The following is a 14193-nucleotide window of genomic DNA, read 5'->3' as shown; positions in this document are numbered from 1 at the left end:
CCACTGCCCGTACACGACATGCCCGATACGCCACACGAGGCGCCCGCTCTAACCGCTCACGAAGAACATCCAGGCTGGCGCGCGTTTCTCAACAAGCGCATCCTCATTTGCGTCTTTCTCGGCTTCACCTCCGGATTGCCGCTGTTCACGCTGTTCAGCCTGTTGCAGGCCTGGCTCACCACGGCGCACGTCAATGTGAAGGAGATCGGCCTGTTCGCGCTGATCGGACTGCCTTACACGTGGAAGTTCGTCTGGTCGCCGCTGATGGACCGCTTCGTCCCGCGCTTTCCGGGCTGGCGTCCAGGCCGGCGGCGCGGCTGGATGTTCGTCACGCAAGTGCTCGTCATGCTGGCGATCGGCTCGTTCGGGTTCTTCTCGCCTGAACAGAACATCTGGGCCGTCGCGGCCGTGGCCGCCCTGGTCGCGTTCTTCGGCGCGAGCCAGGACATCGTCATCGACGCCTACCGGCGCGAACTGCTCGCCGACACCGAACAAGGCCTCGGCAACGCCGTGCACGTCAATGCGTACAAGGTCGCGGGGCTGGTGCCCGGCTCGCTGTCGCTGATTCTTGCCGGCTTCCTGCCGTGGAAGACGGTCTTCATCATCACCGCTGCATTCATGCTGCCGGGGCTCATCATGACGCTCGTCGTCAAGGAACCCGAGATTCACGGCACGCCGCCGAAAAGCCTGCGCGAAGCGATCGTCGAGCCGTTTCACGAATTCATCACGCGCGACGGCTGGCGCGCCGCTTTGCTCGTGCTCGGCTTCATCTTCCTCTACAAGCTCGGCGACACCATGGCGACCGCGCTCGCCACCAAGTTCTTCCTCGACATCGGCTTCTCGCTCACGCAGATTGGCGTGATCGCCAAGGCGGTCGCATTCTGGGCGAGCATTGCGGGCGGCCTGCTTGGCGGCATTGCGCTGGTGAAGATCGGCATCGCGCGGGGGCTGTGGATCTTCGGCGCATTGCAGATCATCGCGACGCTCGGCTTCGCGTGGCTCGCGAAAATCGGGCCTTCGCCGCTGGCGCTCGCCGTGCTGTACGGCTTCGAAACCTTTGCCACCGGTCTTACGCTCGCCACGTTCACCGCGTACATTGCGAGCACCACCGACCCGCGCTACACCGCCACGCAATTCGCGCTTTTCACGAGCCTCGCGGCCGTGCCGCGTACCTTCGCCGCGGCGGGCAGCGGCTATCTCGTGAGCGAGGCCGGCTGGTTTCCGTACTTCCTGATCTGCGTCGCGCTGTCGCTGCCGGGCATGTTACTGTTGCCCAAAATCGCGCCCTGGAGAACTCAACGATGACGGTGTCTTACCCGCGTCGCGCCCTGATTTGCGTATTGGCATGGGCGACGTGCGCGCCTCTGTCCGCGCGCGCTCAGGATGAGAAAAGCGCGCCGCCGCCGTTCACCGCGCCGAACAACCAGATTCGTTTCGGCAATACCGCACTGTTTCGCAATCTGATTCCGCCCGCGACACTGGAAGCCCAATCCGCGCAGGAATACGCGCAGGTCATCCACGACGCCCAGCGCGACAAGACGCTGCTCCCGGATACGAATCCGCTGGTCAAGCGCGTGCGCGACATTGCGAATCACGAGATTCCGTTCGCGCTCAAGTGGAACGACCGCGCGAAGAACTGGAAGTGGGAGATCAACGTCATCAAGTCGTCCGACGAGCGCATGGTGTGTCTGCCGGGCGGGAAGATCATCGTGTATAGCGGGCTGATCGACCGACTTCATCTGAACGACAACGAGATCGGCATGATGATCGGTCACGACATCGCCCACGCGCTGCGCGAGCATGCGCGCGAGCGGCTCGGCCGGCAGCAGGCCGCGCAACTGGGCGCCGGCACGATGCCGCAATACCTGGGTTTGTCGAACTATGGGTCGCAGCAGCCGGATATCGGCGACCAACTCATGTCGATGCGCTACTCCCCCGCCGATGAAACCGAAGCCGATGTGATCGGCAGCGAGATCGCATCGCGCGCGGGATACGATCCGCGCGCAGCCGTCACACTGTGGAACAAGATCGATACCGGCACGCGCCGTACCGACGATGGCTTCATCTGGCTGCATCCCTACGGGCCGGACCGCCGGCAGGATCTGCTCAAGCGCATGCCGGACATGATGCCGCTGTATGCGAAGGCGGTGGGCAAGACCATCGATCAGTTGCCGAATTATGCGGGGCTCGGCCGGTTCAAGAAGTCCGGCCGCTGAGCCACGCCTGCATTACTTCTTCTTGCCCAGCTTCCAGTCGTAGTCGATGATCAGCGGTGCGTGATCGCTGAACTTGATGTCGCGGAAGACCGAGGTCTGCTTCGCCGTGGCGGCCACTTCCTGCGTCGCGATCTGATAGTCGATACGCCACCCGACGTTCTTCGCATACGCCTGGCCGCGATTGCTCCACCACGTGTACTGCTCGGGGCGCGTGTCGAGCGTACGGAACACGTCGACATAGCCGACGTCGTCGAAGAGCTTCGTGAGCCACGCGCGTTCTTCGGGCAGGCAGCCTGAATTCTTCTGGTTGCTCTTCCAGTTCTTGATGTCGATTTCCTTGTGGACGATATTCACGTCGCCGCACACGATCACTTCGCGCTCTTGCGAGAGTGCTGTGAGATGCGGCATGAATTCGTCCATGAAGCGATACTTCGCTTGCTGGCGCTCGTCGCCGCTGGAGCCGGACGGCACGTACACGGAGATGACCGAGAGCTTGCCGAAACGCGCTTCCACATAGCGCCCTTCCGGATCGAACTCCTCCGAGCCGAAGCCGATGATCACGTCATCCGGTTCATGGCGCGTGTACAGGCCCGCGCCGCTGTAGCCCTTCTTCACCGCATGCTGGAAGTAGCCTTGAAAGCCGTGCGGCGCGAGGAATTCGGGCGTCAGGTCGTCCTGCGAGCACTTGATTTCCTGCACGCACACGACGTCGGATTTCTGCTCGCCGAACCAGTCGAAGAAGCCTTTCTTCGCGGCCGAACGGATGCCGTTGAGATTGGCGGTGATCACGCGAAACATACGCTTCCTTTTTGTTGAGTTCGTTGCCTGGGTTGTGCTTCTCGACTCATTCCACCTTCACGCCCTTCAGCGATTCCTTCGCGGCCGGGAATTCCAGCTTCATGCCCTGCATCGTGCGCAGCAGCAGTTCGGCCACCATCAGGTTGCGATGCGTCTTCGAGTCGGCCGGAATGATGTACCACGGCGCCTCGTCCGTCGAGGTCGCGCCGAGCGCAGCGGCATAGGCGTCCTGATACGCGTCCCATTGCTTGCGCGCTTCGAGATCGGAGACGTCGAACTTCCAGTGCTTGGTCGGATCGTCGATGCGCGCCTGCAAGCGTTCGCGCTGCTCGTCCTTCGAAATATGCAGGAAGCATTTGACGATGGTCGTGCCGCTGTCCGCAAGCAGCGCCTCGAAGCCGCGCATATGGCGATAACGGCGCTCGCATTCGTCGGCGTCGATGGTCTTCAGCACGCGCGGCACGAGCACGTCTTCATAGTGGCTGCGGTTGAAGACCGCGAACTCGCCGGCCATCGGCGCCTGCGCGTGCACGCGCCACAGGAAGTCATGCGCGGCTTCCCGTTCCGACGGCGCGCGAAACGGCACGATGCGCAAGCCGAGCGGATCGACGTCATGGAACACCGCGCGCACGGTGCCATCCTTGCCGCTCGTGTCCATGCCTTGCAGCACGAGCAGCACACGTTGACGACGCTGCGCGTGGAGCTTTTCCTGCAGGTCGTCGAGCTGCGTGCCGATGGCCGCGAGCCGCTCGCGGTCCGCCTCCTTCGAGCCGAGCGAAAACGGCTTCGCGGCGGGATCGACCGCGCTCAGGTTGAACGGCTTCAGCTTCTTGTCCGCGTCGTAGAAAGGGATGCGGAAGTCGTCCAGTTCAGGTTTCTTTGCCATGTCTGTTCTTTGACGTCGCCAATGAAAACGGGCTGCGGCCAGGCTTAACCGGCAGCAGCCCGTTCATGCGTGATTCGGACGCTCAGGATAGCTTCTTCTTCAGCAATTCGTTGACTTGCTGAGGGTTGGCTTTGCCCTTTGTCACCTTCATCGCCTGGCCGATCAGCGCGTTGAACGCCTTTTCCTTGCCGGCGCGGAATTCCTCGACCGATTTCGGGTTTGCCGCAAGCACGTCGTCGATGATCGCTTCGAGCGCGCCGGTGTCCGAGATCTGCTTCAGCCCCTTCGCCTCGATGATGCGGTCGGCCGCGCCTTCGTCGGTGGCCTTCTCTTCCCAGATCGACAGGAAGATGTCCTTGCCGATCTTGTTCGAGATGGTGCCGTCCGCGATGCGCTGGATGATCTGCGCCAGTTGCGCGCTCGACACCGGCGACTCGCCGATCTCCAGCGACTCGCGGTTCAACTGGGCCGACACATCGCCCATGATCCAGTTCGCGGCGATCTTCGCCTGGCTCGCGCCCGCCTTCTGCACGAGCGCCTCGAAATACGACGCCATCGCCTTCGACGCCGTCAGCACGCCCGCGTCGTACGGCGTGAGGCCGTAGGACTCGACGAAACGCTGCTGCATGTCCGCCGGTAGCTCAGGCATTTCGCCCTTCACGCGATCGATCCACGACGCCTCGATCACCAGCGGCATCAGGTCCGGGTCCGGGAAATACCGGTAATCGTGCGCGTCTTCCTTGCTGCGCATCGAGCGCGTTTCGCGCTTGTCCGGGTCGTACAGACGCGTTTCCTGCACCACCGTGCCGCCGTCCTCGATCAGTTCGATCTGGCGGCGCACTTCATACTGAATGGCTTCTTCGAGAAAGCGGAACGAGTTCAGGTTCTTGATCTCGGCGCGCGTGCCGAACTCGGCCTGCCCCATCGGCCGGACCGAGACGTTTGCGTCGCAGCGGAACGAGCCTTCCTGCATGCTGCCGTCGCAGATGCCGAGCCACATCACGAGACCGTGCAGCGCCTTCGCATACGCGACCGCTTCCGCGGCGCTGCGCATTTCCGGTTCGGTGACGATCTCGAGCAGCGGCGTGCCCGCGCGGTTCAGGTCGATGCCCGTCATGCCCGCGAAGTCTTCATGCAGCGACTTCCCCGCGTCCTCTTCCAGATGCGCGCGCGTCAAGTTGACGGTCTTCGAATACGCTTCCTTGCCGGCCTTTTCGTTGGCCGGCACCTGGATCGTGAGTTGTCCGCCCTGCACGACCGGAATCTCGTACTGGCTGATCTGATAGCCCTTCGGCAGATCCGGATAGAAGTAGTTCTTGCGCGCGAAGATGCTGCGCGGCGCGATGTGCGCGCCGATGGCGAGGCCGAAGCGGATCGCGCGCTCCACGGCGCCGCGGTTCATCACCGGCAGCACGCCGGGCAACGCGAGATCGACGGGGCTGGCCTGCGTATTCGGCGCCGCGCCGAACTGTGTGGCCGTGCCGGAAAAAATCTTGGAGACGGTGGAAAGCTGCGCGTGCGTTTCCAGACCGATGACGACTTCCCACTGCATGATCAGACTCCCGCTGCCGATGGTGCCTTACGGTGCCAGTCGGTCGCGCGCTGATACGCGTCGGCGACCTGGAGCATCCGGGCTTCGTTGAAATAGTTGCCGATGATCTGCAGGCCGACCGGGCGCTGCGCGTTCGCACCCGCGCCGAAGCCGCACGGCACGCTCATGCCGGGCAGGCCCGCGAGACTGACGGACAGCGTGTAGATGTCGGCGAGATACATCTGCACGGGATCGTCGGCCTTCTCGCCGAGATTCCATGCCACCGACGGCGCCACCGGCCCCATGATGACGTCGCACTTCGTGAACGCTTCCTGGAAGTCGCGCGCGATGATGCGGCGGATCTTCTGCGCCTGCAGGTAGTACGCGTCGTAGTAGCCGTGCGACAGCACATAGGCGCCCACCAGGATGCGGCGCTTCACTTCCGGCCCGAAGCCTTCGGCGCGCGACTTCTTGTACATGTCGAGCAGGTCGCGGTAGTCAGCCGCGCGATGCCCGTAGCGCACGCCGTCGAAACGCGACAGGTTCGACGACGCTTCCGCCGGCGCAATGATGTAGTACACGGGAATCGAAAGCTCGGTCTGCGGCAGCGAGACGTCGACGAGCGTGGCGCCGAGCGCTTCGTATTGCTTCAGCGCGGCGTCGATGGACGCGCGCACGTCGTCGGCCAGACCGGCGCCGAAATACTCCTTCGGCAAGCCGATGCGCAGGCCCCTGAGCGGCTGGCTCGCGTCGTCCGAACCGTTCCAGCTCTTGCCGAGATGGCGCGTGTAATCCTCGTTCTCGCGTTCGAGGCTGGTGGAATCGCGCTCGTCGAAACCGGACATCGCGTTGAGCAGGAGCGCGCAGTCGGCGGCGCTCTGTGCCATCGGGCCGCCCTGATCCAGCGACGACGCGAACGCAATCATGCCGTAGCGCGACACGCGGCCATACGTGGGCTTGATGCCCGTGATGCCCGAGAACGACGCGGGCTGGCGAATGGAGCCGCCGGTGTCGGTGCCGGTCGCGGCGGGCGCGAGGCGCGCGGCCACGGCCGCTGCAGATCCGCCCGACGAGCCGCCCGGCACGGCCTTCGTGTCCCACGGGTTCTTCACCGCGCCGAAGTACGAGTTTTCGTTCGACGAGCCCATCGCGAACTCGTCCATGTTGGTCTTGCCGAGCGTGACCATGCCGGCCTGCTTCAGGCGGGCGACGACGGTGGCGTCGAACGGGCTCGCGTAGTTTTCCAGCATGCGGGAGCCGGCCGTGGACGCCCAGCCGCGCGTCACGAACACGTCCTTGTGCGCGACCGGCACGCCGGTCAGCGCGCCGGCCTTGCCTTCGGCGATCAGCGCGTCGGCGGCCTTCGCCTGTTCGAGCGTGAGCTCGCGATCCAAGCCGATGAACGCATTCAGGTCCTTCGCGGCCTCGATGCGCTGCAGATAGGTCTGCGCCAGCTCGACTGCGGAGATGTCCTTCGAGTCGAGCGCGGCGCGCAATTCGGTCAAGCTTTTTTGATGCATTGCAGTTCCCTGATGGGCGCGGCTGTCATGTGGCCGCGCGCGGTGTCGCTGTGTGGCTGAGTCCGGCGCGCGCAGCGCCGGCGGCCGTTGACTTATTCGATCACCTTGGGCACGAGATACAGGCCGTCCTGTACGGCAGGCGCGGAACGCTGGAACTCTTCGCGCTGAACGTGCTCTGAAACAGCGTCGTCGCGCAGACGCAGCGCGACTTCCTCGATCTGTTCGATCGGATGCGCGAGCGGTTCGATGCCGGTCGTGTCAACAGCCTGCATCTGCTCGACGAGGCCGAAGAAGTCATTGAGCCGCGCGAGTGTGAGTTCGGCTTCGTGCTCGGGCAGTTCGAGCCGCGCCAGATGCGCGATGCGTTTTACGTCGGTCAGGGTCAAAGACATGGGATCACCGGAGAAAAGCGTGGACCGCCCCAGTTGCGAAAACTCTAGCTGCGTCAGCCAGTTACGAACCTGGAAGGAGCCCCTGGAAGCAGGCTTTGGGATGACGGCGGATGCCATCCATTTCCTGTAGATGCCCCCAAATTATAAGGTATCATTACACGTTCGACTCACCTCTGGATCGGCCTGTCAGCGGCTTTCTCCCTGGATTCGTCCCTTGCGAGAAACGTTTGCATCGGACCATCCGCTCAGCAGTAGATTTTCTCCCGGTTTTGCGGCCTGCGGCGTCGGTTTGCCGCCCGGCAAACCGTTACTTTTCCGCTGCCGTTTCCGGCGCTTCGAGCGACGAACGGCCATCCCCAGCGAGACAGGATTTTTGAATGTTCGGTTTTTTGCGCAGCTATTTCTCCAACGACCTGGCCATTGACCTCGGCACCGCCAACACGCTGATCTACATGCGCGGCAAAGGCATCGTCCTCGACGAGCCCTCGGTCGTTTCCATTCGCCAGGAAGGCGGTCCCAACGGCAAGAAGACCATTCAGGCGGTCGGCAAGGAAGCCAAGCAGATGCTCGGAAAGGTGCCCGGCAACATCGAAGCCATCCGGCCGATGAAGGACGGCGTGATCGCCGACTTCACCGTCACCGAGCAGATGATCAAGCAGTTCATCAAGACCGCGCACGAATCCCGCATGTTCTCGCCGTCGCCGCGCATCATCATCTGCGTGCCGTGCGGTTCCACCCAGGTCGAGCGCCGCGCCATCAAGGAAGCCGCGCACGGCGCCGGCGCCTCCCAGGTGTACCTGATCGAAGAACCCATGGCCGCGGCCATCGGCGCGGGCCTGCCGGTTTCGGAAGCCACCGGCTCCATGGTGGTCGACATCGGCGGCGGCACGACGGAAGTCGGCGTCATCTCGCTGGGCGGCATCGTGTACAAGGGCTCGGTGCGCGTGGGCGGCGACAAGTTCGACGAAGCCATCGTCAACTACATCCGCCGCAATTACGGCATGCTGATCGGCGAGCAAACCGCCGAAGCCATCAAGAAGGAAATCGGTTCGGCCTTCCCCGGCTCCGAAGTCAAGGAAATGGAAGTCAAGGGCCGCAACCTCTCCGAAGGCATTCCGCGCAGCTTCACTATTTCAAGCAATGAAATTCTCGAAGCGCTGACGGACCCGCTGAACCAGATCGTGTCGTCGGTGAAGATCGCGCTGGAACAGACGCCGCCGGAGCTCGGCGCGGACATCGCCGAGCGCGGCATGATGCTGACGGGCGGCGGCGCGCTCCTGCGCGACCTGGACCGCCTGCTCGCCGAGGAAACCGGCCTGCCGGTGCTCGTCGCCGAAGACCCGCTGACCTGCGTGGTGCGCGGCTCGGGCATGGCGCTCGAGCGCATGGACAAGCTCGGCAGCATCTTCTCCTACGAGTAAGCCGCTCCGTGGCAGTGCCGCCGCAACGCCCGCTGATTCCCCCGCTCGCCGCTGTTCGCGGGCAATCGGCGCGGTCTTCGGCACGGCCACTACAATGTCCCGCGTAACGCGACGCGAGCACGGCCCGGCAGGCGTCCGGGCCGTTGTCGAACCCGCGTAGGGCAGGCCCCGCTTCTAGCGGCCAAGCCTGCAGCATCGATCCATCCGTTCACGCCCTCGGCGCCGACCATGGAATACAGTCCGCCGCCCCTTTTCAAGCAAGGCCCTTCCGCGCTCGCGCGCCTGATCTTCTTTGTGGTCCTCGCGATCGCATTGCTGGTTTCGGACGCGCGTTTCAGCACGCTCGAAATCGTGCGCGGCATGCTCGGCGCGGGACTCTATCCGCTGCAGCGCGCGGCGCTCGTGCCGCGCGACATCTTCATGGGCGCGGCGGATCTCGCCGTGACCAGCGCCACATTGCGCCATGAGAACAAGAAGCTCGCCGACAAGAACCTCGAACTCTCCGCGAAGGCCGGCGACGCGGCGCAACTCGCCGTCGAGAACGCGCATCTGCGCGCGCTGTTGAACCTGCAGTCGCGTGCCTCGACCGACGAAACCCCCGCCGAGATCCAGTACGACACGCGCGATCCGTTCACGCAGAAGGTCGTGATCGGCAAGGGTTCTCAGCAGAACATCCAGGACGGCGCGCCGGTCGTTACCGAAGATGGCGTGATCGGTCAGGTGACGCGCGTGTTCCCGTTGCAGTCGGAAGTGACGCTGCTGACGGACAAGGATCAGGCCGTGCCGGTGCAGATCGCCCGCACGGGCTTGCGCAGCGTCATCTACGGCACGCCGAAGGGCGACACGCTCGACCTGCGCTTCGTGCCGATCAGCGCCGATGTCCAGGCCGGCGACGACCTCGTGACCAGCGGTCTCGACGGCATCTATCCGCCGGGGCTGCCGGTCGCGAAGGTGCTGCGCGTCGACAAGCAGGCCGACACGGCGTTCGCGCGCGTGGTGTGCGTGCCGGTGGCGGCGGTGCGCGGCGCGCGCCAGTTGCTCGTGCTGCACTACAACCGCAACGAGCCGCCGAATCCGATCGAAGTGGAAGCCGCCGCGGCGGCCAAGGAAGCGAAGGAAAACAAGGGCAAGAAGAAGCCCGCGGCGAAATCGGCGGCAGTTGCAGCCGGGGCCAGCGGCGCATCGGCGCCGGCTGCGGGCTCCGCGCCCGCAGCCGCGGAAAAGCCCGCAGAGAAGCCGGCTGAAAAACCCGCCGCGAGGGCCGCAGCGCCCAAGGCGGCATCGAATCCGGCGGCGCGACCGTCGAAGAAAGCGCATATGCCCAAGCCCGCTTCATCGGGAGCCGCGCGATGAACCGCCCGCAATACATCCTGCAGCCGGTCAATCCGTACTTCATCACCTTCAGCCTGGCCGCCGCCTTCCTGCTGAACCTGATGCCGTGGGGACGCCTGATCGGCGTGCCGGACTTCGTCGCGCTGGTGCTGCTGTTCTGGAACGTGCATCAGCCGCGCAAGGTCGGCATGGGCATCGCATTCATGCTGGGCATCCTGATGGACGTCCACAACGCCAATCTGCTGGGCGAACACGCGCTGGCCTACACGCTGCTGTCCTACGGCGCGATCACCATTCACCGCCGCGTGCTATGGATGGCGCTGCCGGTGCAGATGTTCGTCGTGGCGCCTTTGCTGGTGGGCACGCATCTGGTGCCGTTCGTGATCCGCCTGATGACGGGCGCCGCCTTTCCGGGCTGGAGCTATCTGGTCAACGGTTTCGTGGAAGCGCTGCTGTGGCCGGTCGCGAGCTTCTTCCTGCTGATGCCGCAGCGCCGCGCCGCCGACCCCGACGACACCCGCCCGATCTGACCCGGCCCCGCCGCCGCAATCGAGCGCCAGCCGATGCAGCGCCCGCGGGCGGACTACACTTGAATCGCGAGACCCCGGCCGAACGAATCGCACACGAATCGCACGAGAAGCACACAACGCGCATGACCGAAATCAAGAACACCGAGCAGCAGTTGTCCAGGTTCCGCCTGCGCGTAGCAGCGGCGGGCCTGTTCGTGTTCGTCTGCTTCGGGCTGATCGGCTTGCGGTTCCTGTATCTGCAGGTCTGGCACTTCAGCAAGTATTCGTTGCAGGCGAACGAAAACCGCATCTCGGTGGCGCCGATCGTACCGAATCGCGGCATCATCACCGACCGCAACGGCGTGATCCTGGCGAAGAACTACTCGGCGTACACGCTCGAAATCACGCCGTCGAAGATCAACGGCACGCTCGACGAAGTGATCGACGAGCTCGCGCAGGTCATCTCGATCGACTCGCGCGACCGCCGGCGCTTCAAGAAGCTGCTGGAAGACTCGAAGAACTTCGAAAGCTTGCCGATCCGCACGCGTCTCACCGACGACGAAGTCGCCAAGTTCACCGCGCAGCGCTTCCGCTTCCCTGGCGTGGAAGTGCGCGCGCGGCTGTTCCGTCAATATCCGCTGGGCATGACGGCGGCGCACGTGATTGGTTACATCGGGCGCATTTCGCAGCGCGATCAGGAACGCATCGACGACGCCAGCGACGCCAACGACGAAAACTCCGACCACTACGATCCGCGCCTCGATGCCAACAACTACAAGGGCACGGATTACGTCGGCAAGATCGGCGTCGAGCAGAGTTACGAAACCGAACTGCACGGGCTGACCGGTTTCGAGGAAGTGGAAGTGACGGCGGGCGGCCGTCCGGTGCGCACGATGTCGCGCACGCAGGCCACGCCCGGCAACAATCTCGTGCTGTCGCTGGACATCGGCTTGCAGCAGGTGGCCGAACAGGCTTTCGCGGGCAAGCGCGGCGCGCTCGTCGCGATCGAGCCGTCCACCGGCGACGTGCTCGCGTTCGTGTCGGCGCCGAGCTTCGATCCGAATTCCTTCGTCGACGGCATCGACCAGCAGAACTGGGACGCGCTCAACAACTCGCCGGATCACCCGCTGCTGAACCGGCCGCTGCACGGCACCTATCCGCCGGGCTCCACCTATAAGCCGTTCATGGCGCTGGCCGCGCTCACGCTGCACAAGCGCACGCCGGGCTGGGGCTTCCAGGATCCGGGCTCGTACACCTTCGGCGGCCACACGTTCCGCAACGACGTGCGTTCGGGTCAGGGCTGGGTGGACATGAACCGCGCGATCGTGGTCTCGAACGATACCTACTTCTACATGCTGGCCCACGACCTCGGCGTCAACGCGATGGCCAACTTCATGAAGCCGTGGGGCTTCGGCCAGATCACGGGCATCGACATCGCGGGCGAGGCGCGCGGCATCCTGCCGTCCACCGAGTGGAAGCGCAAGGCGTATCGCCGGCCGGAACAGCAGCGCTGGTATGAGGGCGAAACGATCAGCCTGGGCATCGGCCAAGGCTACAACTCGTTCACGATTCTGCAGCTCGCGCACGCCATGGCTACGCTCGCGAACAACGGCGTCGTGATGAAGCCGCACCTCGTGCGCGACATCGAAAATCCGATCAGCAAGGCCATGCGCGTCGTTGTGCGCGATCCGAGCAACAAGATCAACGTGCAGCAGAAGGACATCGACTTCATCAAGCGCGCGCTGGAAGGCGTCGTCAACAACGGCACGGCGGCCAAGGTCTTCGCGGGCGCGCCGTATCAGGCGGCGGGCAAGACCGGCACGGCCCAGGTCTATTCGCTGCAGGGCGCGAACTACAAGGGGCATGCGCTCGCCGAACATCTGCGCGACCACGCGCTGTTCACCGCGTTCGCGCCGGCGGATCACCCGACGATCGCGCTTGCGCTGATCGTCGAGAACGGCGGCTGGGGCGCGGAATCGGCCGGTCCGATCGCGCGCAAGGTGCTCGACTACTATCTCGTCGACCGCCTCAAGCCGGGCGCCGAAGCCGCTGCGGTGGCCGCCGCCGCGTCCGCCACGACCGATGCCGGCCTGCCGATGATCGGCGGCACCGAGTCACCTGCCACGGCCGCATTGCCTGCGTCGGTCGCGAAGTCATCACCGGCGTTTTCGCCGCAGGCGGCGTCGAATCCCGCGGTCGCGAAAGCGGCTTCAGCGCCGCCGCTGCCCGCCTCCGCAGCGAAGGCGCAGAAGCCGCGCGCCGCGTCCGCCGCCGCCCTCCCCGCGTCCGCGCCCGGCCGCACGCCCGCGCCGAAGAAACGCCCGGCGGAAAGCGCGCCCTCGATGGTGCGCGGCAACGAGAACGACGGCGTGCGCGTGCTTGCGCCGACCGGCGGCATCGACGAATAAAGGAAACCGTCATGCAACTGCACATGCAATTCGACAAGCGCGAGTGGCTTGACCGCGCCAAGCGCATGTTTGCGGGCTTCGACAAACCGCTCGCGCTCATCGTGTTCCTGCTGCTGTGCGTCGGCATCGTGACGCTGTACAGCGCGAGTCTCGACGTGCCCGGCCGCGTGGAAGACCAGCTGCGCAACATCATGCTGACCTTCGGCCTGATGTGGGTGCTCGCCAACATCCCGCCGCAGACGCTGATGCGCTTTGCCGTGCCGCTCTATACGGTCGGCGTCGCGCTGCTGATCGCGGTTGCCACCTTCGGACTCACGCGCAAGGGCGCGAAACGCTGGCTCAATGTCGGCGTGGTGATCCAGCCGTCGGAGATCATGAAGATCGCGATGCCGCTGATGCTCGCCTGGTACTACCAGAAACGCGAGAGCAACATTCGCTGGTGGGACTACGTGGTCGGCTTCGTGATCCTGATGCTGCCGGTCGCCCTGATCGCCAAGCAGCCCGACCTCGGCACGGCCGTGCTCGTGTTCGCCGCGGGCGCGTTCGTCATCTATTTCGCGGGTCTCAGTTTCAAGCTGATCCTGCCGGTGCTCGCGGCGGGCGTCGTGGTGATCGCGTGCGTCGCGGTGTTCCAGGACCGCATCTGCCAGCCGGACGTCAATTGGCCGATGATGCACGACTACCAGAAGCACCGCATCTGCACGCTGCTCGATCCGACCTCCGACCCGCTCGGCAAGGGCTTCCACACTATTCAGGCGGTCATTGCCATCGGCTCGGGCGGCACGCTCGGCAAGGGCTGGCTGCAGGGTACGCAGGCGCACCTGGAGTTCATTCCCGAGAAGCACACGGACTTCATCTTCGCGGTGTTCTCCGAGGAGTTCGGGCTCGCGGGCGGGCTCGTGCTGCTGTTTCTCTACATGGCGCTGGTCGCGCGCGGGCTGTTCATCGCAGCGAACGGCGCGACCTTCTTCGGGCGCTTGCTGGCAGGATCGCTCACGCTCGCGTTCTTCACCTACGCGTTCGTGAACATCGGCATGGTGAGCGGGATTCTGCCCGTGGTCGGCGTGCCGCTGCCGTTCATGAGCTACGGCGGAACGGCGCTCGCGACGCTCGGCGTGGCGGTCGGACTGATCATGAGCGTTGCGCGGCAGAAGCGGCTGATGCAGAGCTAGTCCACACC

The 14193-nt window shown here is 64.6% G+C and carries 12 protein-coding genes; 7 read left to right on the top strand and 5 right to left on the bottom strand.

Annotated elements, in window-relative coordinates:
• Positions 1 to 18: 18 nt before the first annotated feature.
• Positions 19 to 1305 (top strand): AmpG family muropeptide MFS transporter, encoded by a 1287-nt coding sequence (locus QCE63_RS01850; protein ID WP_309829973.1) that lies wholly within the window; start codon positions 19 to 21, stop codon positions 1303 to 1305.
• Complete coding sequence (locus tag QCE63_RS01845) at positions 1302 to 2216, top strand: M48 family metallopeptidase (RefSeq protein ID WP_309829971.1); 915 nt, start codon at positions 1302 to 1304, stop codon at positions 2214 to 2216. The genes QCE63_RS01850 and QCE63_RS01845 overlap by 4 nt, the downstream gene beginning before the upstream one ends.
• Before the next feature lie 12 nt (positions 2217 to 2228).
• Here the strand turns inward: QCE63_RS01845 and QCE63_RS01840 are convergent, their stop codons facing one another.
• The 5 genes from QCE63_RS01840 to gatC form a co-directional block, all read right to left on the bottom strand.
• Complete coding sequence (locus tag QCE63_RS01840) at positions 2229 to 3014, bottom strand: exodeoxyribonuclease III (RefSeq protein WP_309829969.1); 786 nt, start codon at positions 3012 to 3014, stop codon at positions 2229 to 2231.
• Positions 3015 to 3060: 46 nt separating this feature from the next.
• A complete protein-coding gene (locus QCE63_RS01835) occupies positions 3061 to 3900 on the bottom strand; it encodes a PPK2 family polyphosphate kinase (RefSeq protein WP_309829968.1) in 840 nt (279 codons plus the stop codon).
• Between the two features lie 82 nt (positions 3901 to 3982).
• Positions 3983 to 5455 carry an Asp-tRNA(Asn)/Glu-tRNA(Gln) amidotransferase subunit GatB gene (gene gatB, locus QCE63_RS01830; protein WP_309833644.1) on the bottom strand — a complete coding sequence of 491 codons (1473 nt, stop codon included), beginning with the start codon at positions 5453 to 5455 and terminating at the stop codon, positions 3983 to 3985.
• A complete protein-coding gene (gene gatA / locus QCE63_RS01825) occupies positions 5455 to 6951 on the bottom strand; it encodes an Asp-tRNA(Asn)/Glu-tRNA(Gln) amidotransferase subunit GatA (protein WP_309829966.1) in 1497 nt (498 codons plus the stop codon). Before gatA ends, gatB begins: the two co-directional genes overlap by 1 nt.
• Before the next feature lie 92 nt (positions 6952 to 7043).
• A complete protein-coding gene (gene gatC / locus QCE63_RS01820; protein ID WP_309829964.1) occupies positions 7044 to 7343 on the bottom strand; it encodes an Asp-tRNA(Asn)/Glu-tRNA(Gln) amidotransferase subunit GatC in 300 nt (99 codons plus the stop codon).
• A 377-nt stretch (positions 7344 to 7720) separates the two neighbouring features.
• Here gatC and QCE63_RS01815 point away from each other — a divergent pair, with 377 nt between their 5' ends.
• The 5 genes from QCE63_RS01815 (at position 7721) to rodA (ending at position 14185) form a co-directional block, all read left to right on the top strand.
• Positions 7721 to 8764, top strand: coding sequence for a rod shape-determining protein (locus QCE63_RS01815; protein WP_004189550.1), 1044 nt, complete (start codon positions 7721 to 7723; stop codon positions 8762 to 8764).
• Positions 8765 to 8992: 228 nt separating this feature from the next.
• A complete protein-coding gene (gene mreC, locus QCE63_RS01810) occupies positions 8993 to 10117 on the top strand; it encodes a rod shape-determining protein MreC (protein WP_309829962.1) in 1125 nt (374 codons plus the stop codon).
• Positions 10114 to 10626, top strand: coding sequence for a rod shape-determining protein MreD (mreD, locus tag QCE63_RS01805; RefSeq protein ID WP_309829961.1), 513 nt, complete (start codon positions 10114 to 10116; stop codon positions 10624 to 10626). The genes mreC and mreD overlap by 4 nt, the downstream gene beginning before the upstream one ends.
• 122 nt (positions 10627 to 10748) lie before the next feature.
• Positions 10749 to 13013 (top strand): penicillin-binding protein 2, encoded by a 2265-nt coding sequence (mrdA, locus tag QCE63_RS01800; RefSeq protein ID WP_309829959.1) that lies wholly within the window; start codon positions 10749 to 10751, stop codon positions 13011 to 13013.
• 23 nt (positions 13014 to 13036) lie between these two features.
• Complete coding sequence (rodA, locus tag QCE63_RS01795) at positions 13037 to 14185, top strand: rod shape-determining protein RodA (RefSeq protein WP_309833643.1); 1149 nt, start codon at positions 13037 to 13039, stop codon at positions 14183 to 14185.
• The last annotated feature ends 8 nt before the right edge of the window (positions 14186 to 14193 follow it).

The organism is Caballeronia sp. LZ065 (assembly GCF_031450975.1).
Lineage (GTDB): Bacteria > Pseudomonadota > Gammaproteobacteria > Burkholderiales > Burkholderiaceae > Caballeronia.
Note: the sequence above shows the minus strand (reverse complement) of the source record. Positions and strands in the feature narration are given on the sequence as shown.

Coding starts and splice junctions, on each gene's coding strand:
- QCE63_RS01845 (WP_309829971.1), top strand. CDS start 1,302: ATGACGGTGTCTTACCCGCGTCGCGCCCTGATTTGCGTATTGGCATGG.
- QCE63_RS01835 (WP_309829968.1), bottom strand. CDS start 3,900: ATGGCAAAGAAACCTGAACTGGACGACTTCCGCATCCCTTTCTACGAC.
- mrdA (WP_309829959.1), top strand. CDS start 10,749: ATGACCGAAATCAAGAACACCGAGCAGCAGTTGTCCAGGTTCCGCCTG.
- mreC (WP_309829962.1), top strand. CDS start 8,993: ATGGAATACAGTCCGCCGCCCCTTTTCAAGCAAGGCCCTTCCGCGCTC.
- rodA (WP_309833643.1), top strand. CDS start 13,037: ATGCAATTCGACAAGCGCGAGTGGCTTGACCGCGCCAAGCGCATGTTT.
- QCE63_RS01850 (WP_309829973.1), top strand. CDS start 19: ATGCCCGATACGCCACACGAGGCGCCCGCTCTAACCGCTCACGAAGAA.
- mreD (WP_309829961.1), top strand. CDS start 10,114: ATGAACCGCCCGCAATACATCCTGCAGCCGGTCAATCCGTACTTCATC.
- QCE63_RS01815 (WP_004189550.1), top strand. CDS start 7,721: ATGTTCGGTTTTTTGCGCAGCTATTTCTCCAACGACCTGGCCATTGAC.
- gatA (WP_309829966.1), bottom strand. CDS start 6,951: ATGCATCAAAAAAGCTTGACCGAATTGCGCGCCGCGCTCGACTCGAAG.
- gatC (WP_309829964.1), bottom strand. CDS start 7,343: ATGTCTTTGACCCTGACCGACGTAAAACGCATCGCGCATCTGGCGCGG.
- QCE63_RS01840 (WP_309829969.1), bottom strand. CDS start 3,014: ATGTTTCGCGTGATCACCGCCAATCTCAACGGCATCCGTTCGGCCGCG.